The organism is Glycomyces albidus, from assembly GCF_009451885.1.
GTDB classification, from domain to species: domain Bacteria; phylum Actinomycetota; class Actinomycetes; order Mycobacteriales; family Micromonosporaceae; genus Glycomyces; species Glycomyces albidus.
Genome location: NZ_WIAO01000003.1, coordinates 189,135 through 208,964 on the forward strand (window position 1 = coordinate 189,135; position 19,830 = coordinate 208,964).

Here is a 19,830-nt window from a genome sequence, read left to right on the forward strand (position 1 = left end):
GTTGCGCTCCTTGCCTTTTCGTCGCAGATGTCGCCTCTGCGCGCCTCCCCGCCGCCGACTACGCGGACCGCCGAACTCTGGCACTCTGAGTCATGACGGCCCGCGCCAGGCGGCCGCAGTGTCCGATCCCCAAGGGCGCGAAGGGAGTGCGGCTTCCGTGAACATCGATTTCGGACAGCTCATGGCGAGATGGGCCAAGCGCGCCCTGTACGTCGGGCTGATCATCGGCACCCCGATCGTCGCGATCGCGGCCCTGCTCAACCAGCTCTTCTTCAGCCTCGCGCTGGCCGTCCCGCTGCTGCTCGTCGCCAACGCCTACACGCTGGCGGCCCTGGAGCAGGTGCGCCGCCGCTTCGACGACGTCGACCGCCTCCGCGAGGAGGTCCGCCACTTCGGCTCCAACAACTCGCGGATCTACCGCAACGACACCGACTTCTACGCCGACGTGCGCATGTCCGTCGCGAAGGCCCGCGAATCGGTGTGGGTCAGCTACATCCGCCAGTTCCGCGAGAACGCGCCCCGCATCGAGCTCGAGCGCCACCTCGAAGCCTGCTTCGAGTGGGCCAGGCGCGACTCGCGGCACGTCTTCCGGCGCATCATGTCGAGCGGCACCGCCGCCGAGGTGATGACCACCGGCCGCCGCTTCGACGAGCAGCAGCTCGAGTACGTCAAGGCCGCCGAGGACCAGGGCTTCAACTACCTCGCGAAGGTGCTGACCTGGGCGCCGATGCACCACACCGACTCCTACAGCATGATCCTCATCGACGACGAGGAGTTCTACTTCGTCCTCTCCGGGGCCGAGGACGAGTTCTGGGCGCTCCACGTCAACTCCCGCAACCTCGCGGCCGGCCCCCTCCGCGACCGCTTCAACGACCTCTGGCGCGAGGCGCACAGCCTCCGCGACCACTGCGAGGGCCGCTGCGACTGCGTCCCGGAGCGCTGACGGTGCTAACCCGGGAAGTCGTAGACGCTCCGCTGGTCGAGGTCGATCGCGACCTCGGCGATGGTGGCGAAATCGTTGTCGTCATGAAGCATGACGAGTCCGTGGTGCGCTGCGGTGGCAGCGATGATGAGATCGATCGCAGACGGGGCGGTATGACAGCCTTTGGACATCAGGCGATGCTGTGTCGCCTCGACCCATCGCGATGCGGACTTCGGCACCGGCACGTTCGGAGTGATTCTTATATAAGATCACATGGTTCAGTCCTTGCCCGTCTCGCCGAGCCACCGGGCGAGCCGTCCCGCCCGTGCGAGGGCCGTCAGCCGCTGCTCGGTCGCCTCGCGGAGCTTCGGGGTCGTCACGACGATGAGCTGGTCGCCCGAGCGGAGCCGGTCGGCCTTCGCGGGGACGAAGAGGCGGTCGACGCGGACGATGCCGGCGATCGCCGAGCCTTCCGGCAGACGCAGCTCGAAGATCCGGATGCCCGCGAGACCGGACTTCTTGGGCACGGTGATCGTGAGGACCTCGCCGTCGACCGCGTCGAGCGGCGCCGTCTCGATGTCGACCTCCTGGACCATGCTCGCCTGCGTCAGGCCCAGGCGCTTCGCCACCCACGGCAGCGTCGGGCCCTGGAACAGCGTGAACACCACCACGAGGATGAACACCAGGTCCCACAGCGACTGCGCGCCCGGCATCTGCTCCGAGCGCGGGATCGTCGCGAAGACGATCGGAACCGCGCCGCGCAGTCCCGCCCACGACAGGAGCGTCTTCTCCTTGGCGGAGAACCGGAACGGGACGAGCGACAGCCACACCGACACCGGCCGGGCCACCAGTGTCAGGACCGCGCCGAGGATCAGGGCCGGGACGAGCATGTGGATCAGGTTGTCCGGGGACGCCAGCAGCCCCAGCATCACGAACATGCCGAGCTGCGCCACCCAGCCGAGCCCGCTCGCGAACGACTGCGTCGCGGCCCGGTGCGGCAGGCGCGAGTTCCCCAGCACCAGCGCCGCCAGGTACGCGGCGATGAACCCCGAGGCGTGCAGCGTCCCGGCCGCCGCGAACGCGGCCATGCCGAGGCTGAACACCGCCATCGGGTACAGCCCCGACACCGGCAGCGCGAGCCGCCGCAGCAGCCACGCCCCGCCCGCGCCCACCGCCAGCCCGATCACCGAGCCCGCGGCCAGCTCCCACACCAGCAGCCCCAGCAGCTCCCACGTGCTCGGCAGCCCTTCGGCCGCCGAGAACGCCAGCACCAGGATCACCGCCGGCGCGTCGTTGAAGCCCGACTCCGCCTCCAGGGTTCCGCTGAGCCGCTTGGAGAGGCCGACGCCGCGCAGCTCCGAGAACACCGCGGCCGCGTCCGTCGACGCCAGGACCGCGCCCATGACCAGCGAGGTCTGCCAGTCGAAGCCGAGCAGGTAGTGCGCGCCCATGGCGGTGACCGTGACCGAGAAGCCGACGCCGGCCGTCGCGAGCATCGACGCCGGCGCGAGCTGCCCCGAGATCGCGCGCCAGCGCGTCGACAGGCCGCCCTCGATGAGGATCAGGGCGAGCGCGAACGTGCCGATGACCTGCGCCAGCTCGAAGTCCTCGAACGGGATGCCGACGCCGTCCTCGCCGAGGATCATGCCGGCCGCCAGGAACACCAGGAGCGCGGGGAGCCCGAGCCGGTGGGTCGCGCGGATCGCGGCGATGGAGACGAGCACGGTGACGCAGCCGATGAGCACTGCGAGGTACAGCCCGGTCAACGTCACGTCCGGAGCTTATCCGAGGTGGAGTGTCCTGGGGATTTCGTCGCGTTACCGGTTCCGTGCCCGGTGGCCTAGGATCGTTGCGTGGAAGAGCGCGAAGGCGTCGGCGTCTCCGACGGGTACGAGCGGCTGTGGACGCCGCACCGCATGGCCTACATCCAAGGTGAGGGCAAGCCGACCGGCGACGACGCCGACATCGAGGGCTGCCCGTTCTGCGAGATCCCCAAGCTCGGCGACCGCGACGGGAACATCGTCGCCCGCGGCCAGACCATGTTCGTCGTGCTCAACAAGTACCCCTACAACTCCGGCCACCTCATGGTCGTCCCCTTCCGCCACGTCCCCGACTACACCGACCTGGACGCCGACGAGGTCGCGGAGATGGGCTCGCTGACGCAGCGGGTCATGACCGTCCTGCGGTCGGCGATGGGCGCGCACGGGTTCAACATCGGCATGAACCAGGGCCAGGTCGCCGGCGCCGGGATCGCCGGCCACCTGCACCAGCACATCGTCCCGCGCTGGGGCGGGGACGCGAACTTCATGCCGATCATCGGCCGCACCAAGACCCTCCCGCAGTACCTGACGGACACCCGTGACCAACTTGCGGCCGCATGGGAGCGGGTGTGACCGGGCGGGCACTATTAGAGTCAAGGCATAGCCCCGCTCCGGTCGGCCGGCGCGGGCGCCGCACCCACTTGCCCGAACACCCACTTGGGCGCTGCCGAGAAACCAGGAGACCATGGCGAAGTTCCTTCGTACCTCCGGCCGAGCCGGCGTTCGCCGCTACGTCGACGCCGCCGCGAGGCTCCTCATCCGCGTAGGCGTGTCCGCCAACGCCGTCACCCTCACCGGGACGGCGATCATCGTCGCCGCCTCCGTCGTCCTGCTCGCGCAGGGCCACCTGCTCGCGGGGCTCATCGTGGTGACGCTGTCCGCGTTCACCGACATGTTCGACGGTGCCATCGCCCGCGTCAACGGCACCACCAGCCGGTTCGGGGCGCTCCTCGACTCGACCTGCGACCGGCTCGCCGACGGCGCGATCTTCGCGAGCCTGGCCTACTTCCTCCTCGCCGACGACCGGCCGCTCGGCTCCGCGCTCGCGCTGACGGCGCTGGTCGCCGGCCAGCTCGTCTCCTACGTGAAGGCCCGCTCCGAGAGCCTCGGCGCGGAGTGCAACGTCGGGATCGCCGAGCGCCCCGAGCGCCTGATCCTCGCGGCGGTCACGGTCCTCCTGGAGGTCCTCACCGTCCCGTTCGCGCTGGAGGCCGGCATGGGTCTGCTGGCGGTGATCTCGACGATCACGGTGGTCCAGCGCCTGCTCCACTCCCGCGCGGTGATGGCGGCGAGCGAGGAGCACGCCGATGCCTGAGCGCCTGACCGAGCTGGCGTATCTGGCCGCCTGGCGCGGGGTGCGGCTCCTGCCCGAGTCCGCGGCGTACGGCCTGAGTCGGCGCTTCGCGGACCGGGCCGCGCGCAAGAACGGTCGGGGCGTGCGGCAGCTTCGCCGCAACCTGGCCCGGGTCGTCGGCGTCGAGCCGGACGAGGAGCTGGTGCGGCGGGCGATGCGCTCGTACGCCCGGTACTGGATCGAGGCGTTCCGGCTGCCGTCGATGGACGACGACCTGCTGCTGCGCCGGTTCGAGATGAACGGGTACGAGCCGGTCCACGAGCGCGCGCGGCAGGGCCTGGGCTCGATCGTGGCGCTGCCGCACTGCGGGAACTGGGACCTGGCCGGGGCCTGGGTGCCGCGGATCGCGAAGGACCCGTTGACGACCGTGGCCGAGCGCCTCAAGCCCGAAGGGGTGTACCGGCGGTTCCTGGAGTACCGGGAGTCGCTGGGGATGAACATCATCCCGACCTCCGGGGGCGACCGCAATCCCCAGGCGGCCCTTGGCGAAGCACTGGACGCCGGGCACGTGGTGGCGCTGGTGGCCGACCGCGACCTGGGCCGCTCGGGCACCGAGGTGAAGTTCTTCGGCGAGCCGACGACGTTCCCGTCGGGTCCGGCGCTGCTGGCGATCCGCAACCGGGTCGAGCTGTTCACGGCGATGATCCACTACGAGGAGGACCGGGCGGTCTGCCACATCACCGGGCCGGTCGACACCGGCACCGGGTCGCTGCGGGAGCGTGTGGCGTCGACGACCCAGCGCATGGCGGACGCGTTCGAGGAGGGCATCCGCGCTCACCCGGCGGACTGGCACATGCTCCAGCGGTTCTGGACCGCCGACTTCGCGCCGGCGCCGGCGCCGTGACGGGGGCACCGCCATGATGAGCGTCGCGTGCAGGGCTCCGTCGTGGACCGGGCCGTCGTGATGGAGGTGCACTCCTGATGGGCGACCTGCGGATCGGCATCGTGAGCCCCTATTCCTTCGACGTCCCCGGCGGCGTCCAGTTCCACATCCGCGACCTGGCCGAGACCCTCATCGACGCCGGTCACGACGTCTCGGTCCTGGCCCCGGCCGCCGACACCGCGAACCTGCCCGACTTCGTCGTGCCCGGCGGCAAGGCCGTCGCCGTGCCGTACAACGGGTCGATCGCGCGGCTCGCGTTCGGGCCGCGTTCGGCCGCGCGGGTCCGCAAGTGGTGCAACGAGGGCGGCTTCGACGTGATCCACGTCCACGAGCCGCTCACGCCGAGCCTGGCGTGCCTGGCGGTGCTCAACGCCCGCTGCCCGGTGGTGGCGACGTTCCACACCGCGATGACCCGCTCGCGGATCCTGGCGGCCGGGAAGCACATGGCGCAGCTCGTCCTCGAGAACCTCTCGGCGCGGATCGCGGTGAGCCCCTACGCCCGGAAGGTCCAGGTCGAGCACCTCGGCGGCGGCGCGGTCGAGATCCCCAACGGGGTGCCGGTCGCGTTCTACCGCAAGGCCGCCCCGCTCGCTGACAAGCCCGACGGCCCCACGATCGGGTTCATGGGCCGGTTCACCGAGTCCCGGAAGGGCTTCCCGATCCTGCGGGACGCCTTCGCGCGCTTGGCCGCCGACCGCCCCGACCTGCACCTCCTCGTCGTGGGCCGCGGCGACCCGGAAGCGGCCGTGGCCGGGCTCGACCCCGCGATCGCCTCCCGGATCCGCTTTCTCGGCGCCGTCTCGGACGAGGAGAAGGCGTCGATGCTCGCCGGCGTCGACCTGTACGTCGCCCCCAACACCGGCGGTGAGTCCTTCGGGATGATCCTCACCGAGGCCATGGCCGCGGGCACCTGCGTGCTGGCCAGCGACATCGAGGCGTTCCGGTCGGTCCTCGACGACGGCCGCGCGGGGGAGCTGTTCGCGATGGGCGACGCGGCCGACCTCGCCGAGAAGGCCGGGCGGCTCCTCGACCACCCCGAACTCCGTACAGCGTACGTGGACCGGGCGAACGAGTGGGTCAAGCGCTTCGACTGGCCCGAGGTCGCCGCGCGCCTCCTCGAGGTCTACCGCGCCGCCATCGAAGCGGGCGCCGAGCGCCGCTGAACTCGGTCCGTGACAGGATCTTTACTGAGCGTGCCCATCGGGTTCATAATGAGGGCGAACGGCCCGCGTAGTCCCGTGCAGCCGCACGCGCGCGGGCCGGACGGAGGGCAGTCGGATGGCCGATGTCTCGCACAGGGGTGACCTCACCACGCACCCTGACGTACACGAAATGCGGGCACGCTACGACAAGATGCTCGGCCGCAGGGATGTGGCGCTCATCGACGCGCCCGTCTTCCTCGTCGGCCTCTACTGCGTGATCTCGCCCTGGGTCGTCGGGTTCGCCGCCGCCCAAGCGGATCTCGCGACGCACAACCTCATCATCGGAATCGCGATCGGGCTCGTCGCCCTCGGATTCACGATCGCGCCGGAGCGCATGTACGGCATGAGCTGGGCGATGTGCGCGATCGGCCTCTGGATGTGCTTCTCGCCCTGGGTGCTCGCCACCGACCCGGGCCCGGGCATCATCTGGAACAACATCATCGTCGGCGTGCTGACCTTCCTGCTCGGCCTCATGGCCGCCTGGCAGGTCCGCAGCTCTCGCGGCGAGCCGGGAACCGCGGGAAGGGAGGTGTAGCGACCGCCCCGAGCACCGCATGGGCACCCGCGGCCGGAACTCCGGCCGCGGCCGTATGCCCGTACGATGATCCCGATGTGGTGGTTGGCCGTGCTCGTGACGATCGTGGCCGTCGTCGGCGCGTACGCGACGTGGACGGTCGCGCGTGTGGAGCGCCTGCACCGCCGGGCCCGCGCCGCCGAGGCTGCCCTCCTCGCCAAACTCGACGACCGCGCCGAGACGGTCCTCAAATTCGTGGGCAACCCCGGGTTCGAGGAGGTCGTCGCCCTCGCCCTGTCCGTGGTCGCCGTCCCCGCCGACACCCAGCGCCAGCGCGAGCTGCGCGAGTACGCCGAGAACGACCTCACCCACGCGCTGCGCGAACTCGCCCAGAACCCGGTCTGGACCGAGGACCTCGAGTCGGCGAACCGCCGGGTGGCCCTGGCCCGCCAGATCCACACCGACTTCGTGCGCGACGCCGTCGCCTCCCGGTCCCTCCCGATGGCCGTCCTCCTGCGCCTCCACCACCGGCTCCAGCGCCCCCAGTACTGGGACATCGACGACCCGGTCCAGTGACCCGGCCGCCCGCGACCGGTTTGTATCACCGGGGCTGTGAGGCGGGTCGCGGCGTAGAATCGGCCAGGTCAGCACCCCCACCTCGGCGGAGCCTCCAGGCCCGTGCCGAGCAGCCCGTGGACGTACAGATGGAGCCGGTGACCGTGTCAGAGACCCAGAAGACCGAGGCCGAGGTCGGGACCGCCCGCGTCAAGCGCGGCATGGCCGACATGCTGAAGGGCGGCGTCATCATGGACGTCGTCACCCCTGAGCAGGCCAGGATCGCCGAGGACGCCGGGGCCGTCGCGGTCATGGCGCTCGAGCGCGTCCCCGCGGACATCCGCGCGGAGGGCGGTGTCTCCCGCATGTCCGACCCCGACATGATCGACGGCATCATCGAGGCCGTCTCGATCCCGGTCATGGCGAAGGCCCGCATCGGCCACTTCGTCGAGGCCCAGGTCCTGGAGTCCCTCGGCGTGGACTACGTCGACGAGTCCGAGGTCCTCACCCCGGCCGACGAGGCCAACCACATCGACAAGTGGAAGTTCAACGTGCCGTTCGTGTGTGGTGCGACCAACCTCGGCGAGGCCCTGCGCCGCATCGGCGAGGGCGCGGCCATGATCCGCTCCAAGGGCGAGGCCGGTACCGGCAACGTCGTCGAGGCCACCCGCCACATGCGGCAGATCCGCCAGGACATCGGCCGGCTCGCCACCCTCGACTCGACCGAGCTGTACGCCGCCGCCAAGGAGCTGCGCGCCCCGTACGAGCTGGTCGCCGAAGTGGCCCGGCTCGGGAAGCTCCCGGTCGTGCTCTTCACCGCCGGCGGCATCGCCACGCCCGCCGACGCGGCCATGATGATGCAGCTCGGCGCCGAGGGCGTCTTCGTCGGCTCGGGCATCTTCAAGTCCGGCGACCCGGCCAAGCGCGCCGCCGCCATCGTCAAGGCCACGGCCTTCCACGACGACCCGAAGATCATCGCCGAGGTCTCCCGCGGCCTGGGCGAGGCGATGGTCGGCATCAACGTCGACACCCTCTCCGAGGAGCAGAAGCTCGCCAAGCGCGGCTGGTAGCGCGCACGCGAACGGGCCCGGACGCAGCGTCCGGGCCCGTTCGGTGTCTCGTCTCAGGACCCGGCGATGTCGAAGAGCGCTCCGCCGGTCGCGAGCATCCCTTCGCAGTGGTTGCCGAAGTCGCCCTCGTAGTAGACCACCTCGCCCTCCCAGATGCCGAAGCCCTTGAGGGTCACCGGCGCGTGCTCCTTGGTGCACATGCCGTCCGCGGCTTCGAGGAGCCCGATCTCGCCGCCCACGCCGGTGAGCTGGATGCACGACTCCTCGCCGCGGTCGTGCCCGTGCCCGTGCGGGCAGGACAGGGCCGAGCGTTCGGTCGGGCCGGTCTCGCGGTCGACCTCCAGGTACAGGAACCCGGCGCCGACGCCGTTCCCCGCTCCGGGGTCGACCGGGACGGGTTCGGCATGGGCCGGTGCGGGACTGAGAGCGACGAGCGCTGCGGCGCTCAGAGCGGCGAGTGTGCGCATGGGCCGATCCTAAGGACCCGCGGGCCCCTGAACCGGCTTCGACACACCGCGCCCCCGGCATAGGCTTGGGGCCATGGACGCAACCGATCTCGACCGCTATCCGACGCCCGAACTCCAGCGGCGCGCCTTCGCGCTCGCGCGCGAGCGCCGCGACTGGCGGTTCTTCATCGAACTGTTCCGCCACACCCCGACCGCGCTCGAAGCCGAGGACCTCGACCCGGACGTGTCGGAGATCGGCGTGGCCATCGACGACCTCGTCAGCATCTGGCGCGAGGCCACCAAGGGCGACTGGGGCGGCGCGGAGCCGCTGGCCCGCGCCGCGTTCATCGACTACATCAGCAGGCACGGCGCAGGCGGCGGCGACCGGGATCGGCCTTAGCCCTCGTCCTTCGCGTCGCCGTCAGCCTCCGGCTCGGGGACCGGGCCGCCGTCCATCCAGTAGCGGATGTCGGAGGAGAACAGCCACCACAGCGCCAGCACCGCCCCGAACACCCAGGGCGCGACGAGCAGGCTGAACTGGGTCGACATGAACATGGCGACGAGGAACGAGACCGCGGTCGCGCCGACGGCCCACCAGCGGACGGCCTTGGCGCGGGTCTTGAAGCGCAGCGTGCACATCGCCATGATGATCGCGGCGAGGATCGTGATCCCGGCGATGGTGAAGCCCGCGACCAGGAACGCCGTGCTCTGGAAGGTGTCGTGGGCGGCCCGCGCGAGTGCTTCGGGCGTGCCCTCGGCCGGCGGGTTCTCGGTGTAGAACTCGAGGATCTCCTCGTACGAGGTCGAGCGGCTCGACATGACGTTCAGGGCGTAGAAGTTGCCGGCGAACACCGCGGAGACCACCTGGACCCACAGGGCGATCTGGAGGCGCAGGACCTTCTTGGGCCTGGCGTTCGGGTCGTCCCCCTCGGGCTCGGGCGCGCCCTTGCCTGGATCGCGGTCGCGGCCGAAGTTCGGTTGGGGGAGCATCTGCGTGCCTCTCAGACGGGGATCGGTCGCCGCCCGCTAGTGGTTGAACCAGCGGCGGGCGAAGCGCTCGGTAAGCGTTCCCAGAATCGTAATCGGCACGATGGCGAGGCCGATGCACAGCGCCCAGTAGAGTCCGCCGGTGAACAGCAGCCAGCCGAGGCCGACCAGCGCGGCCACCTGGACGAGCAGGATCAGGATCCACAGGATCCGCCACTGGAAGTGCATGAGCAGGGTCGAGAGCAGCAAGAACACCGCGAGGGCGCCGAGGCCCGCCGCGCCGCGGTAGACGTCGTGCTCGGCCGCGGGCGGCACGAACTCGCGCGCGGTGTGGTGGAGCAGGACGATCAGGCCGCCGATGACGAGGGCGAGGAGCGCCTCCAGCCACATGGTGTTCCGGGCGGCCCGCACCGCGCGGGGCATCGGGTTGCGCTTCGAGTTCTTGGGCATCGCTCTCTCCAGGGCGTCAAGGGGTGCGGCAGGTTCGATCCGAGACTTTAACGGATCGTCACCTCCCGGCCGAGTTCAGGCCGGATTCGGTCACAGCGGCGATCGACCAGGTAGGCGCCCGCGCGGTCCGCGATTACCCTTGAGTGGCCCGCAGCCGCCTAGTTTTGGAGTTCTCTGATGACCGTGCCCCGGATCGGCGTGCTCGCCCTGCAGGGCGACGTGGTGGACCACATGCGCGCCCTCGAGGCCGCCGGGGCCGAGGCCGCGCCGGTGCGGCGCGCCGCCGAACTCGACGCGGTCGAGGGTCTGGTGATCCCCGGCGGGGAGTCCACCACCATGAGCAAGCTCCTGGAGATCTTCGACCTGTTCGACCCGGTCAAGAAGCGGCTCGACGAGGGGATGCCCGCGTTCGGGTCCTGCGCGGGCATGATCATGCTCGCCGAGGAGGTCCTCGACGGCCGGCCCGACCAGCGCTCGTTCGGCGTCATACCGATGACGGTGCGCCGCAACGCCTTCGGCCGCCAGGTCGATTCGTTCGAGACGGAGATCGAGGTCGCGGGCCTCGACGGCGGCCCGTTCAAGGCGGTGTTCATCCGCGCGCCGTGGGTCGAGCGGGTCGGCGGCGGCGTCGAGGTGCTGGCGACGGTCGCGAGCGCGGCCGACAGCGGTCACGGAGGCCCTGATGGCGCGGGCGGTAGGATCGTCGCGGTACGTGCGGGCGCCTGCCTGGCCACCTCCTTCCACCCGGAGGTGACCGCCGACGCGCGGGTGCACGAGTACTTCGTGGACATGGTCCGAAGCGCGAACGCCGGACCGGACGAGCAAGAGGAACGAGGAACGCCGGGATGAGTGGTCACTCCAAGTGGGCGACGACCAAGCACAAGAAGGCCGCGATCGACGCCAAGCGGGGCAAGATCTTCGCGAAGCTGATCAAGAACATCGAGGTCGCGGCGCGTACCGGCGGTGCCGACCCCGCGGGCAACCCGACGCTCTTCGACGCGATCCAGAAGGCCAAGAAGAGCTCGGTCCCCAATGACAACATCGACCGCGCCGTCAAGCGCGGCGGCGGGCTCGACGGCGGGGGCGTCGACTACGAGACGCTCATGTACGAGGGCTACGCCCCGGGCGGCGTCGCGGTCCTGATCGAGTGCCTGACCGACAACCGCAACCGCGCCGCGGCCGAGGTCCGGGTGGCGCTGACGCGCAACGGCGGCTCCCTCGGGGAGGCCGGCTCGGTCGCGTACATGTTCTCCCGCAAGGGCGTCATCATGGTCCCGGCCGCCGACGGCCTGACCGAGGACGACCTGCTCATGGCGGTCCTCGACGCGGGCGCCGAAGAGGTCAACGCCCTGGGCGAGGACGGCTTCGAGGTCCTGTGCGAGCCGACCGACCTGGTCGCGGTCCGCACCGCCCTCCAGGACGCCGGGATCGACTACGACTCCGCCGAGGCCGGCTTCCAGCCGTCCGTGCAGATCGAGGTCGACGTCGAAGGCGCCCGCAAGGTGCTCAGGGTCGTCGACGCCCTCGAGGACTCCGACGAGGTCCAGAACGTGTGGACGAACGCCGACATCAGCGACGACGTCCTCGCCAAGCTCGACGAGGAGTAGCGGCGCCGAACGCGAAGGGCCCGGAGCGAATCGCTCCGGGCCCTCCGCGTTCGTTCGATCGCCCCTATTCGATGCCTTCGACCGGCTCGCGGCGGTAGACCGCGATCGTCCACGCGACCGCGACCGCCGTCGCCACCGCGTACACGCCGATGCCGAGCGTCATGCTCGCGAGGGTCACGCCGCCGACGGTCGCCAGCGCCGGCAGGGCGCCGCCGGCCGCCATCTGGAGCGAGCCCATGAACGCGGACGCGGTGCCGGCGATCTGCGGCGGCTGGGACGACATCGCGGCCGCACCGGCGTTCGGGAAGACCACGCCGCAGCCGAACATCATGAGCACGATCCCGGCCGGGACCGTCCACAGGTTCTCGACCCCGGCGACCTGGACGCCCACGAGCCATGCGACGCCGGCCAGCGAGATGGCCATGCCGGTGATCATGCGGCTGCTCGACCGGGTGCGGTCGATGGCCATCATGTTCGCCTGGTTGCCCGCCAGCAGCGCGAGGGTGCCGACGGCGAAGAGCAGCGAGAAGAACCCCGGGGAGGCCCCGAGCTCCTCCTGCGAGATGAAGCTGAACGTCGACACGTACGTGAACAGCATCGAGAAGTTCATGAGGACCGCGATGGTCGGGGCGATGAAGTGGGCGTCGCGCACCAGCGTCACCAGGGCCGAACCGAACTCGCGGGCGGTCATCGACCGGCGCTCCTCCGCGGGGAGGCTCTCGGGCAGGAACTTCCACACCAGGAACGTCGACAGCGCCGACAGGACCGCCATGAACACGAAGACGGTCTGCCACGGTCCGAAGCGGATGAGCTGGGCGCCGACGATCGGGCCGAGCATCGGCGCGAGCATCGTGACGAACATCATCTTGGCCGTGAACCGGGTCATGTCGTCCCCGGCGAAGTGGTCCCGGATGACCGCGCGGGCCACGACCACGCCGGCCGCGCCGCTGAGGCCCTGCAGGAACCGGAGCACGATGAGCAGGTCGGCGCTGGTGGCGACCGCGCACAGCAGCGACGCGAGCGTGAACACCGACATGCCGATGAGCAGCGGCTTGCGGCGGCCGAAGCGGTCGGAGAGCGGCCCGACGACGGCCTGCCCCAGGCCCATGCCGATCATCATCGACGTCAGCGTGAGCTGGATGCGGCTCTCGGGCGTGCCGAACGCCTCGGCCATGGCGGGGAAGGCGGGCAGGTACAGGTCGATCGCGATCGGCGCGGTCGCGGAGAGGGCGCCGAGGACGAACACCATGGTGGCTATGAAGCGTCGTGAGTGGCCGTCGGCGACGGCGGGCGGCATGAAGGCAGCAGCAGACACAGTTGTTCCAAACCAGTGGTTCGCGGAGCGGAGCAGGGGCGGCCGAGCCCCGCGGGTCGCCTCGTTGCGCCGATGGGGGGCGAGTGCGGTGCAGTCGGCCGACTACAACGAAATCACGTCACTTGCCGGTCGGCAAGTGGTTTATGGGCAAGGCCACCAGTCCGATTTCCGACCCGCACCCGTCGGCTTCGAACACCCGCCGCGCGGCGCTTGCGGACCGAACGTCGGACCGGCCGGATAAGCTGACGCGAACCGAGCGACAGGAGGAGTGCGTGCGCGTGATGGGGATCGACCCGGGCCTGACCCGCTGCGGCATCGGGGTCGTCGAAGGACGCCCCGGCGCGCCCGGCACCATGGTCGCCGTCACCGTCGTCCGCACCGATCCCGAAGCGCCCCTTGCCGAACGGCTCCTCGCGCTCGACGACGGCCTGCGCGCTCTGCTCGAGCTCCACCAGCCCGAGGCCGTCGCCGTCGAACGGGTCTTCAGCCAGCACAACGTCTCCAGCGTCATCGGCACCGCCCAGGCCTCCGGGATCGCGCTCCTCGCCGCCGCCCGCCGCGGCCTGCCCACGGCCACCTACACGCCCTCCGAAGTCAAGAACGCCGTGTGCGGCAACGGCACCGCCGACAAGCGCCAGATCACCAGCATGGTCACCCGCATCCTCCGCCTCAAGGAGGCGCCCAAGCCCGCCGACGCCGCCGACGCGCTCGCGATCGCCGTCTGCCACTTGTGGAGGGGCGGCGTCAAGGCCCGCATCGAATCCGCCCGCATCGAATCCGCGCACCGGGCCGCCTCGCAGTCCGCGGCGGCCGCCGCCGCAGCGAGGGGACGCCGATGATCGCCCAGCTCACCGGAACCGTCGCCGCCGTCGGCGAGGCCTATGCCGTCGTCGACGTCAACGGCGTCGGCTACGCCGTCCACGCCGGCGCCCACACCCTCGCCAACCTCAAGGTCGGCTCCCAAGCGGTCCTCGCCATCTCCACGATCGTCCGCGAAGACTCGATCACCTTGCACGGCTTCAACACCGCCGAAGAACGCGACCTGTTCGAACTGCTCCAGAGCGCGCAGCGGATCGGCCCGCGCATCGCCCGCGACGCCATCGAGGTGCTCCGGCCCGACGCCCTCCGGTACGCCATCGCCACCGGCGACACCGCCACGCTCTCGCGCATCCCCGGCGTCGGCAAGAAGGGCGCCGAGCGCATCGTCCTCGACCTCGCCGACAAGATCGGCCCCGTCGACCCCCACGGCGTCCCCAAGCAGGGCGGCGGCCGCCCCGGCGGCTGGCGCACCCAGGTGAGCCAAGGACTCCAGGCCCTCGGCTGGACCGCGAAGGAGGCGGAGACCGCCATCGAGAAGCTCGACGCCGAAGGCGCCGACGGCCAGGACGTGCCCACCCTCCTCAAGCAGGCCATCCGACTCCTCGGGAAGCGGTAGCGCATGGACGACGACCTCGACCGCTCCGGCGACTTCGAAGTCAGCCGGGAGGAATGGGACCGGGCCCTCACCGCCGCCGAGGCCACCGAACTCGAACGCAAGGCCGAGGCCGGCATCCGCCCCGGCAAGCTCGACGAGATCATCGGCCAGGGCCGCGTCCGCGAGCAGATCGGCCTCATCCTCGAAGGCGCCCGCCACCGCGGCACCCCGCCCGACCACATCCTCCTGTCCGGCCCGCCCGGCCTCGGCAAGACCACCCTCTCCATGATCATCGCCGCCGAACTCGGCGTCAGCCTCCGCCAGACCTCCGGCCCCGCCCTCGAGCGCTCCGGCGACCTCGCCGCCATCCTCACCAGCCTCGAACCCCGCGAAGTCCTCTTCATCGACGAGATCCACCGCATGGCCCGGCCCGCCGAGGAACTCCTCTACACCGCGATGGAGGACTACCGCGTCGACGTCGTCGTCGGCAAGGGCCCCGGCGCCACCGCCATCCCCCTCGAACTCGAACCGTTCACGCTCGTCGGCGCCACCACCCGCGCCGGCCTCCTCACCGGGCCCCTGCGCGACCGCTTCGGCTTCCTCGGCCAGCTCGAGTTCTACTCCGAGGCCGAACTCGAGGCCATCGTCCACCGCTCCGCCGCCATCCTCGACGTCGGCATCACCCCCGAAGGCGCCGCCCAGATCGCCGGCCGCTCCCGCGGCACCCCCCGCATCGCCAACCGCCTCCTGCGCCGCGTCCGCGACTTCGCGCAGGTCCGCGCCGAAGGCACCATCACCGAGGCCGTCGCCGTCGAGGCCCTCGCCCTCTACGACGTCGACCCGCTCGGCCTCGACCGCCTCGACCGCGCCGTCCTGACCGCCCTCGTCAAGACCTTCAACGGCGGGCCCGTCGGCCCCAAGACCCTCGCCGTCGCCGTAGGGGAGCAGCCCGACACCGTCGAAGAGGTCTGCGAGCCCTTCCTCGTCCGCGCCGGCCTCCTCGCCCGCACCCCGCGCGGCCGCGTCGCCACCGACGCCGCCTGGCACCACCTGGGGCTGCGGCCGCCGAGCGCCGAAGGACTGTTCCGGAGCGGCGACGCGTAGGGTGGGCCGTGGGGGAGGGGTCCCACCACGCACCCGATAAACTTCGCGCACGTCACCCTCCCAGACCGTGACCACCACGACGAAAGGCACTACCGTGCTCGCATCCGCAGACGTCCTCGCGCAGTCAGCCGGCGGCTCCAACCTGACGTTCATCATCATGATCGTCGGCTTCATCGCGCTCATGTACTTCGTGATGATCCGCCCCCAGCGCAAGCGCCAGCGCGAGCAGCAGGACATGCAGAACAACGTCCAGCCCGGTGCCCGCGTCATGACCATCGGCGGCCTCTACGGCACCGTCGTCGACTCCGACGACGAGACCATCACCATCGAGGCCAGCGACGACACCTTCCTCGTCTTCGCCCGCCAGGCCATCGCCAAGGTCGTCACCCCCGCCGAGGCCGCCGAGACCGAGACCGCCGACGAGGCCGCCGAGGAGACCGACGCGACCCTCTCCGACGCCGACCTCGAAGCGCTCGCGAACGGCGACGAGAAGACCGAGGGCGACAAGCACTCCGGGAACCCCGACCGCAAGGAGTACTAGGCCCTGCACGGCCTTTGCGGCACCCGTCCTAGAATGAGCCCCGCCGAAGGTACGTGTGGCAGCCGACACGGCTCGCAAGCAGCGCCGAGGGCCCACTCCCTCCGGTCCGCCCCCCGCGGCGGACCGGCGCCCGCTACCGTCTGCGCGGTCGCACTGCGCCCGCCCCTGTCCGAGTTCTGAGGAAGAGACCGACCATTGGCTTCAGTAACGGGCGCCGACCGCCCACGGAAGAAGATCCAGCGCAAGCGCCTGCCCGTCGCCCCGTACTTCGTGGCGCTGCTCGCCGTGCTCACCGTGCTTTGGGTGTCCGCGCTGGCGGGTTCCGGGTGGAGGTTCCCCACACCGAAGCTCGGGCTCGACCTGCAGGGCGGCCTGTCCATGATGCTCACCGCCTACCAGCAGGGCAGCGATGAGCCGCCCTCGCCGGAGACGATGGAGCAGGCCCGCCAGATCATCGAGAACCGCGTCAACTCGACCGGCGTCTCCGAGCCCGAGGTCTACGTCGAGGGCAGCGAGAACATCGTCGTGAACGTGGCCGGCGACGACCTCGACGAGGAGGCCCTCCGCGACGTCGGCGCCCCCGCCGAGCTCCGGTTCCGCATCGTCACCAACTCCACCATGGACACCTCCGCGATCGAGGACGCCCTCGCGGAGGAGACTCCGACCGAGGAACCCACCGACGCGGCGTCCGAGACGCCCGCCGCCGACACGAGCGAGACCCCCGCCGACGGCGGCTCGGCCACCCCGACCGAGGAGACCACCAGCGAAGCGGCGTCCGGCTCCGGCCAGGCCCCGACCAGCGACGAGGACGTCACCCTCGACGACGTGTGGGCGAAGGTCGGCGCCGACGCCGCCGCCACCGCCCAGGCCCTCACCGCGGCCCCCGCCGACGAGGCCACCATGGCGCTCCTGGAGCCGTTCGGCGAGCTCACCCCCGAAGAGGTCTCGCTCCTCCCCGCGAACGTCCAGTTCTTCGTCCCGCAGATCACCTGCGAGCAGCTCGACAACCGCCCGCCCGGCGCCGTCCAGCAGGCCGACATCGAGGTCGTGGCGTGCTCGGCCCCCGAGCCGTACTCGCCCGACGACCCGTCCCTGACGGTCTCGTACAAGTACCTGCTCCAGCCGGCGACCGTGCTCGGCTCGGACGTCACCTCCGCCGACGTCGGCAACGACCAGGCGAACCCGAACCTGTTCGTCGTCAACGTCCAGTTCTCCGCCTCCGGCGCCGAGAAGTGGGGCACGCTCACCACCGAGAACGTCGGCTCGCAGGTCGCGATCGTCCTCGACAACGAGGTCGTCAGCGCCCCCACCATCCAGGAGGCGTCGAGCAACTCCACCCAGATCTCCGGCGACTTCACCGCCGACGACGCGAACCAGCTCGCCGACCAGCTCAACTTCGGCTCGCTGCCGACCACGTTCGTGGTCGAGACCGTCAACGAGGTCACCGCCACCCTGGGTGTGGACCAGCTCGAGGCCGGCGTCTTCGCGATGGCGATCGGGCTGCTCCTGGTGGTCCTCTACTGCTTCATCTACTACCGCGTCATCGGCTTCGTCGTGCTCGGCAGCCTGGTGGTCGCCGCCGCGGTCCTGTACCCGACCGTGTCCCTCCTGGGCTCCCAGATCGGGTTCACCATGACCCTCGCGGGCATCGCGGGCTTCGTGGTCGCGGTCGGCATCACCGCGGACTCGTTCGTCGTCTACTTCGAACGAATAAAGGAGGAGATGGCCGGGGGCCGGTCGGTCCGCTCGGCCGTGCCGCGGGCCTGGGTCCGCGCGAGGCGCACCGTCCTGTCCGCCAGCGCCGTCTCGATGATCTCCGCGGTGGTCCTGTACATCCTGGCCATCGGCCCGGTTCGGGGCTTCGCCTTCACGCTCGGCCTGTCCACGCTCGTCGACCTCCTGGTGGTGTTCGTGTTCACCCACCCGGTGGCCGAGTGGATGGCCCGAGGCAGGGTCCTCAACAACCACCACCTGTCGGGGCTCCACTCCAAAGCGACCCCGGCCACCGCCGACGCAGCCGCGAAGGGCTAAGGAGATCCGATGAGCACCAAGCAGACCGGACGCGGCGAGAAGCGCCCCAACGTCCTGAGCCAGTTGTACCGGGGCGAGACGGACTTCCAGTTCGTCGCGCACCGCAGGAAGTTCTACATCGCCTCCGCCGTCATCATCGCCGGCCTCGCGGTCGTCATGTTCACGAAGGGCTTCGTCCTCGGCATCGACTTCGCCGGCGGCGTCCAGTACAACGTGCCCGCCGGCGAGACCTCCGCGACGCTCGAGGACGTCGAGAGCGCGGCCGCCGCGGAAGGCGCCGACGTCGCCTCCGGCCAGATCGTGGGTTCGGGCGAGGACCGGTCCTACATCATCCGCATCGGCGAGCTCGACACCGACGAGGCCGCCGCCATCCGCGAGGCGATCGCGGCGGAGGCGAACGTCGGGTTCGACTCGATCTCGGTCTCCGAGGTCTCGGCGACCTGGGGCGAGTCGGTCTCCCGGCAGGCCCTGATCGCCCTCGCGGTCTTCATGGTCCTGGTGGCCGCCTTTATCTGGATCCGGTTCGAGCGGCGCATGGCGATCGCGGCCATCGCGGCGCTCCTCCACGACCTCGTGCTCACGGCCGGCATCTACGCCCTGGTCGGCTTCGAGATCACGCCGTCGACCATCGTCGGCATGCTGACGATCCTCGGGTACTCCCTGTACGACACCGTGGTGGTCTTCGACAAGGTCCAGGAGAACACGGCCCAACTGCTCCAGACCCGGAGCAAGACCTTCGCCGAAGGCGTCAACGACGCGATCAACCAGACGCTCATGCGCTCGATCAACACCTCGCTGATCGGTGTGCTGCCGGTCGGCGCGCTGCTGTTCGTCGGCGTGGGCCTCCTCGGCGTCGGCACGCTGAAGGACCTCGCGCTGGTGCTGTTCGTCGGCATGATCGTCGGCGCGTACTCCTCGATCTTCCTGGCCGCCCCGTGGGTGGTCGACATGGCCGAGCGCAGTGCCGCCTACCAGCGCCACAACAAGAAGGTCGCCGCCGCCCGCAGCGGCGAGCCGAAGGCCGAGAAGAAGACCGAGAAGCCGGCCCGCAAGCCCGCGGACGACGACGAGGACGACGACGACCGCGTGGCGCGAGCCAAGTCCGACGAGATCCCGCTCGAGCTGCTGGAGGAGCCCGTCAAGTCCGGGTCCCGCAGTGGCCCGGCCCCGAGGTCGGGCCAGTCGCGCCCGAGCGGCGCGAAGAAGCGCAGGAGGCGCTAGCGAACGACGGAAGCGGCGGGCGGACCGATTGGTCCGCCCGCCGCGTCGTTGCTGGCAGGCTCCACGGGAGCCCGGCCGACTCGGCGCCGCCCTTGAGCTTGGAGATCAGGCCCTGCGCCTTCTCCTTGACCTGGTCGGAGACCTCGTCCAGCTTGTCGCCCGCGGGCGACTCCTTGGCCTTGTTGTACAGGTCCTCGGCCTTGGCCTTGGCGTCCTCGGCCATCCCCCCGGCCTTGTCCTTCATCTCGTTGAACTTCTCCACGTGAACCCCTCCCTACGTGAGTCGGTATCACTATATGGGCGGATTCGGAATCCGGGAGCGGTTTCCCGTACAACCCCGGTCGAATCCCGAACGCTACCGCAGGCCGATGCGCCGCGCGCCGCTTGCGCCATA

General features: G+C 70.6%; 24 protein-coding genes. 17 read left to right on the forward strand and 7 right to left on the reverse strand.

Annotated features, from left to right (window positions below):
• Positions 1–157 precede the first annotated feature (157 nt).
• Complete coding sequence (locus GFD30_RS04245) at positions 158–943, forward strand: hypothetical protein (RefSeq protein WP_153023970.1); 786 nt, start codon at positions 158–160, stop codon at positions 941–943.
• Positions 944–948: 5 nt separating this feature from the next.
• On the opposite strand, the gene GFD30_RS04250 is transcribed toward GFD30_RS04245, so the two are convergent.
• Both GFD30_RS04250 and GFD30_RS04255 read right to left on the reverse strand, forming a co-directional pair.
• Positions 949–1,167 (reverse strand): PIN domain-containing protein, encoded by a 219-nt coding sequence (locus GFD30_RS04250; protein ID WP_153023971.1) that lies wholly within the window; start codon positions 1,165–1,167, stop codon positions 949–951.
• Between the two features lie 33 nt (positions 1,168–1,200).
• A complete protein-coding gene (locus GFD30_RS04255; RefSeq protein WP_322632926.1) occupies positions 1,201–2,694 on the reverse strand; it encodes a potassium/proton antiporter in 1,494 nt (497 codons plus the stop codon).
• A gap of 81 nt (positions 2,695–2,775) precedes the next feature.
• On the opposite strand from GFD30_RS04255, the gene GFD30_RS04260 reads away from it, so the two are divergent.
• From GFD30_RS04260 to pdxS, 7 genes are all read left to right on the forward strand, one after another.
• Positions 2,776–3,315: an HIT family protein gene (locus GFD30_RS04260; protein ID WP_322632927.1), complete on the forward strand. Its 540-nt coding sequence runs from the start codon at positions 2,776–2,778 to the stop codon at positions 3,313–3,315.
• A gap of 112 nt (positions 3,316–3,427) precedes the next feature.
• Positions 3,428–4,057 (forward strand): phosphatidylinositol phosphate synthase, encoded by a 630-nt coding sequence (gene pgsA / locus GFD30_RS04265; protein WP_153023972.1) that lies wholly within the window; start codon positions 3,428–3,430, stop codon positions 4,055–4,057.
• Positions 4,050–4,940: a phosphatidylinositol mannoside acyltransferase gene (locus GFD30_RS04270; protein WP_153023973.1), complete on the forward strand. Its 891-nt coding sequence runs from the start codon at positions 4,050–4,052 to the stop codon at positions 4,938–4,940. Before pgsA ends, GFD30_RS04270 begins: the two co-directional genes overlap by 8 nt.
• Positions 4,941–5,026: 86 nt before the next feature.
• A complete protein-coding gene (locus tag GFD30_RS04275) occupies positions 5,027–6,142 on the forward strand; it encodes a glycosyltransferase family 4 protein (protein WP_153024056.1) in 1,116 nt (371 codons plus the stop codon).
• A 115-nt stretch (positions 6,143–6,257) separates the two neighbouring features.
• Positions 6,258–6,716 carry an SPW repeat protein gene (locus GFD30_RS04280; protein WP_153023974.1) on the forward strand — a complete coding sequence of 153 codons (459 nt, stop codon included), beginning with the start codon at positions 6,258–6,260 and terminating at the stop codon, positions 6,714–6,716.
• Positions 6,717–6,791: 75 nt separating this feature from the next.
• Positions 6,792–7,271, forward strand: a complete 480-nt coding sequence (locus GFD30_RS04285; protein WP_153023975.1) for a hypothetical protein — start codon at positions 6,792–6,794, stop codon at positions 7,269–7,271.
• A gap of 128 nt (positions 7,272–7,399) precedes the next feature.
• Positions 7,400–8,320 (forward strand): pyridoxal 5'-phosphate synthase lyase subunit PdxS, encoded by a 921-nt coding sequence (pdxS, locus tag GFD30_RS04290; protein ID WP_153024057.1) that lies wholly within the window; start codon positions 7,400–7,402, stop codon positions 8,318–8,320.
• 53 nt (positions 8,321–8,373) lie between these two features.
• Here pdxS and GFD30_RS04295 read toward each other — a convergent pair whose 3' ends face one another.
• The gene (locus GFD30_RS04295; protein WP_153023976.1) at positions 8,374–8,787 is read right to left on the reverse strand and encodes an SSI family serine proteinase inhibitor; all 414 of its coding nucleotides are present in this window, start codon (positions 8,785–8,787) and stop codon (positions 8,374–8,376) included.
• A 73-nt stretch (positions 8,788–8,860) separates the two neighbouring features.
• Between GFD30_RS04295 and GFD30_RS04300 the strand changes: the two genes are divergently transcribed.
• The gene (locus GFD30_RS04300) at positions 8,861–9,166 is read left to right on the forward strand and encodes a hypothetical protein (protein WP_153023977.1); all 306 of its coding nucleotides are present in this window, start codon (positions 8,861–8,863) and stop codon (positions 9,164–9,166) included.
• On the opposite strand, the gene GFD30_RS04305 is transcribed toward GFD30_RS04300, so the two are convergent.
• Positions 9,163–9,756 carry a hypothetical protein gene (locus GFD30_RS04305; RefSeq protein ID WP_153023978.1) on the reverse strand — a complete coding sequence of 198 codons (594 nt, stop codon included), beginning with the start codon at positions 9,754–9,756 and terminating at the stop codon, positions 9,163–9,165. The two genes, GFD30_RS04300 and GFD30_RS04305, sit on opposite strands and share 4 nt — an antisense overlap.
• A 36-nt stretch (positions 9,757–9,792) precedes the next feature.
• Positions 9,793–10,203 carry a hypothetical protein gene (locus tag GFD30_RS04310; RefSeq protein ID WP_153023979.1) on the reverse strand — a complete coding sequence of 137 codons (411 nt, stop codon included), beginning with the start codon at positions 10,201–10,203 and terminating at the stop codon, positions 9,793–9,795.
• A 177-nt stretch (positions 10,204–10,380) separates the two neighbouring features.
• Here GFD30_RS04310 and pdxT point away from each other — a divergent pair, with 177 nt between their 5' ends.
• Both pdxT and GFD30_RS04320 read left to right on the forward strand, forming a co-directional pair.
• A complete protein-coding gene (gene pdxT / locus GFD30_RS04315) occupies positions 10,381–11,052 on the forward strand; it encodes a pyridoxal 5'-phosphate synthase glutaminase subunit PdxT (protein ID WP_153023980.1) in 672 nt (223 codons plus the stop codon).
• Positions 11,049–11,810: a YebC/PmpR family DNA-binding transcriptional regulator gene (locus tag GFD30_RS04320; RefSeq protein WP_153023981.1), complete on the forward strand. Its 762-nt coding sequence runs from the start codon at positions 11,049–11,051 to the stop codon at positions 11,808–11,810. Before pdxT ends, GFD30_RS04320 begins: the two co-directional genes overlap by 4 nt.
• A gap of 64 nt (positions 11,811–11,874) precedes the next feature.
• Here the strand turns inward: GFD30_RS04320 and GFD30_RS04325 are convergent, their stop codons facing one another.
• Positions 11,875–13,125, reverse strand: coding sequence for a multidrug effflux MFS transporter (locus GFD30_RS04325; protein WP_322632928.1), 1,251 nt, complete (start codon positions 13,123–13,125; stop codon positions 11,875–11,877).
• 272 nt (positions 13,126–13,397) lie between these two features.
• Between GFD30_RS04325 and ruvC the strand changes: the two genes are divergently transcribed.
• From ruvC to secF, 6 genes are all read left to right on the forward strand, one after another.
• A complete protein-coding gene (gene ruvC, locus GFD30_RS04330) occupies positions 13,398–13,964 on the forward strand; it encodes a crossover junction endodeoxyribonuclease RuvC (RefSeq protein WP_407648960.1) in 567 nt (188 codons plus the stop codon).
• Complete coding sequence (gene ruvA, locus GFD30_RS04335) at positions 13,961–14,560, forward strand: Holliday junction branch migration protein RuvA (RefSeq protein ID WP_153023982.1); 600 nt, start codon at positions 13,961–13,963, stop codon at positions 14,558–14,560. The genes ruvC and ruvA overlap by 4 nt, the downstream gene beginning before the upstream one ends.
• A gap of 3 nt (positions 14,561–14,563) precedes the next feature.
• Positions 14,564–15,643, forward strand: a complete 1,080-nt coding sequence (gene ruvB, locus GFD30_RS04340) for a Holliday junction branch migration DNA helicase RuvB (protein WP_153023983.1) — start codon at positions 14,564–14,566, stop codon at positions 15,641–15,643.
• Positions 15,644–15,737: 94 nt separating this feature from the next.
• Complete coding sequence (gene yajC, locus GFD30_RS04345; protein WP_322632929.1) at positions 15,738–16,184, forward strand: preprotein translocase subunit YajC; 447 nt, start codon at positions 15,738–15,740, stop codon at positions 16,182–16,184.
• A gap of 195 nt (positions 16,185–16,379) precedes the next feature.
• Complete coding sequence (gene secD, locus GFD30_RS04350) at positions 16,380–18,215, forward strand: protein translocase subunit SecD (RefSeq protein ID WP_153023984.1); 1,836 nt, start codon at positions 16,380–16,382, stop codon at positions 18,213–18,215.
• A gap of 9 nt (positions 18,216–18,224) precedes the next feature.
• Positions 18,225–19,436, forward strand: a complete 1,212-nt coding sequence (gene secF / locus GFD30_RS04355; RefSeq protein WP_153023985.1) for a protein translocase subunit SecF — start codon at positions 18,225–18,227, stop codon at positions 19,434–19,436.
• On the opposite strand, the gene GFD30_RS04360 is transcribed toward secF, so the two are convergent.
• Entirely contained in the window at positions 19,354–19,698 is a 345-nt protein-coding gene (locus GFD30_RS04360; RefSeq protein ID WP_153023986.1) for a YtxH domain-containing protein, read from the reverse strand. The genes secF and GFD30_RS04360 overlap by 83 nt on opposite strands.
• Between the last annotated feature and the right edge of the window lie 132 nt (positions 19,699–19,830).

What these genes read in the sequence shown, in the direction of transcription:
- pgsA (WP_153023972.1), top strand. Translation starts at nt 3,428, where the DNA reads ATGGCGAAGTTCCTTCGTACCTCCGGCCGAGCCGGCGTTCGCCGCTAC.
- GFD30_RS04270 (WP_153023973.1), top strand. Translation starts at nt 4,050, where the DNA reads ATGCCTGAGCGCCTGACCGAGCTGGCGTATCTGGCCGCCTGGCGCGGG.
- GFD30_RS04280 (WP_153023974.1), top strand. Translation starts at nt 6,258, where the DNA reads ATGGCCGATGTCTCGCACAGGGGTGACCTCACCACGCACCCTGACGTA.
- GFD30_RS04285 (WP_153023975.1), top strand. Translation starts at nt 6,792, where the DNA reads ATGTGGTGGTTGGCCGTGCTCGTGACGATCGTGGCCGTCGTCGGCGCG.
- pdxS (WP_153024057.1), top strand. Translation starts at nt 7,400, where the DNA reads ATGGAGCCGGTGACCGTGTCAGAGACCCAGAAGACCGAGGCCGAGGTC.
- GFD30_RS04295 (WP_153023976.1), bottom strand. Translation starts at nt 8,787, where the DNA reads ATGCGCACACTCGCCGCTCTGAGCGCCGCAGCGCTCGTCGCTCTCAGT.
- GFD30_RS04300 (WP_153023977.1), top strand. Translation starts at nt 8,861, where the DNA reads ATGGACGCAACCGATCTCGACCGCTATCCGACGCCCGAACTCCAGCGG.
- GFD30_RS04305 (WP_153023978.1), bottom strand. Translation starts at nt 9,756, where the DNA reads ATGCTCCCCCAACCGAACTTCGGCCGCGACCGCGATCCAGGCAAGGGC.
- GFD30_RS04310 (WP_153023979.1), bottom strand. Translation starts at nt 10,203, where the DNA reads ATGCCCAAGAACTCGAAGCGCAACCCGATGCCCCGCGCGGTGCGGGCC.
- pdxT (WP_153023980.1), top strand. Translation starts at nt 10,381, where the DNA reads ATGACCGTGCCCCGGATCGGCGTGCTCGCCCTGCAGGGCGACGTGGTG.
- GFD30_RS04320 (WP_153023981.1), top strand. Translation starts at nt 11,049, where the DNA reads ATGAGTGGTCACTCCAAGTGGGCGACGACCAAGCACAAGAAGGCCGCG.
- ruvA (WP_153023982.1), top strand. Translation starts at nt 13,961, where the DNA reads ATGATCGCCCAGCTCACCGGAACCGTCGCCGCCGTCGGCGAGGCCTAT.
- ruvB (WP_153023983.1), top strand. Translation starts at nt 14,564, where the DNA reads ATGGACGACGACCTCGACCGCTCCGGCGACTTCGAAGTCAGCCGGGAG.
- secF (WP_153023985.1), top strand. Translation starts at nt 18,225, where the DNA reads ATGAGCACCAAGCAGACCGGACGCGGCGAGAAGCGCCCCAACGTCCTG.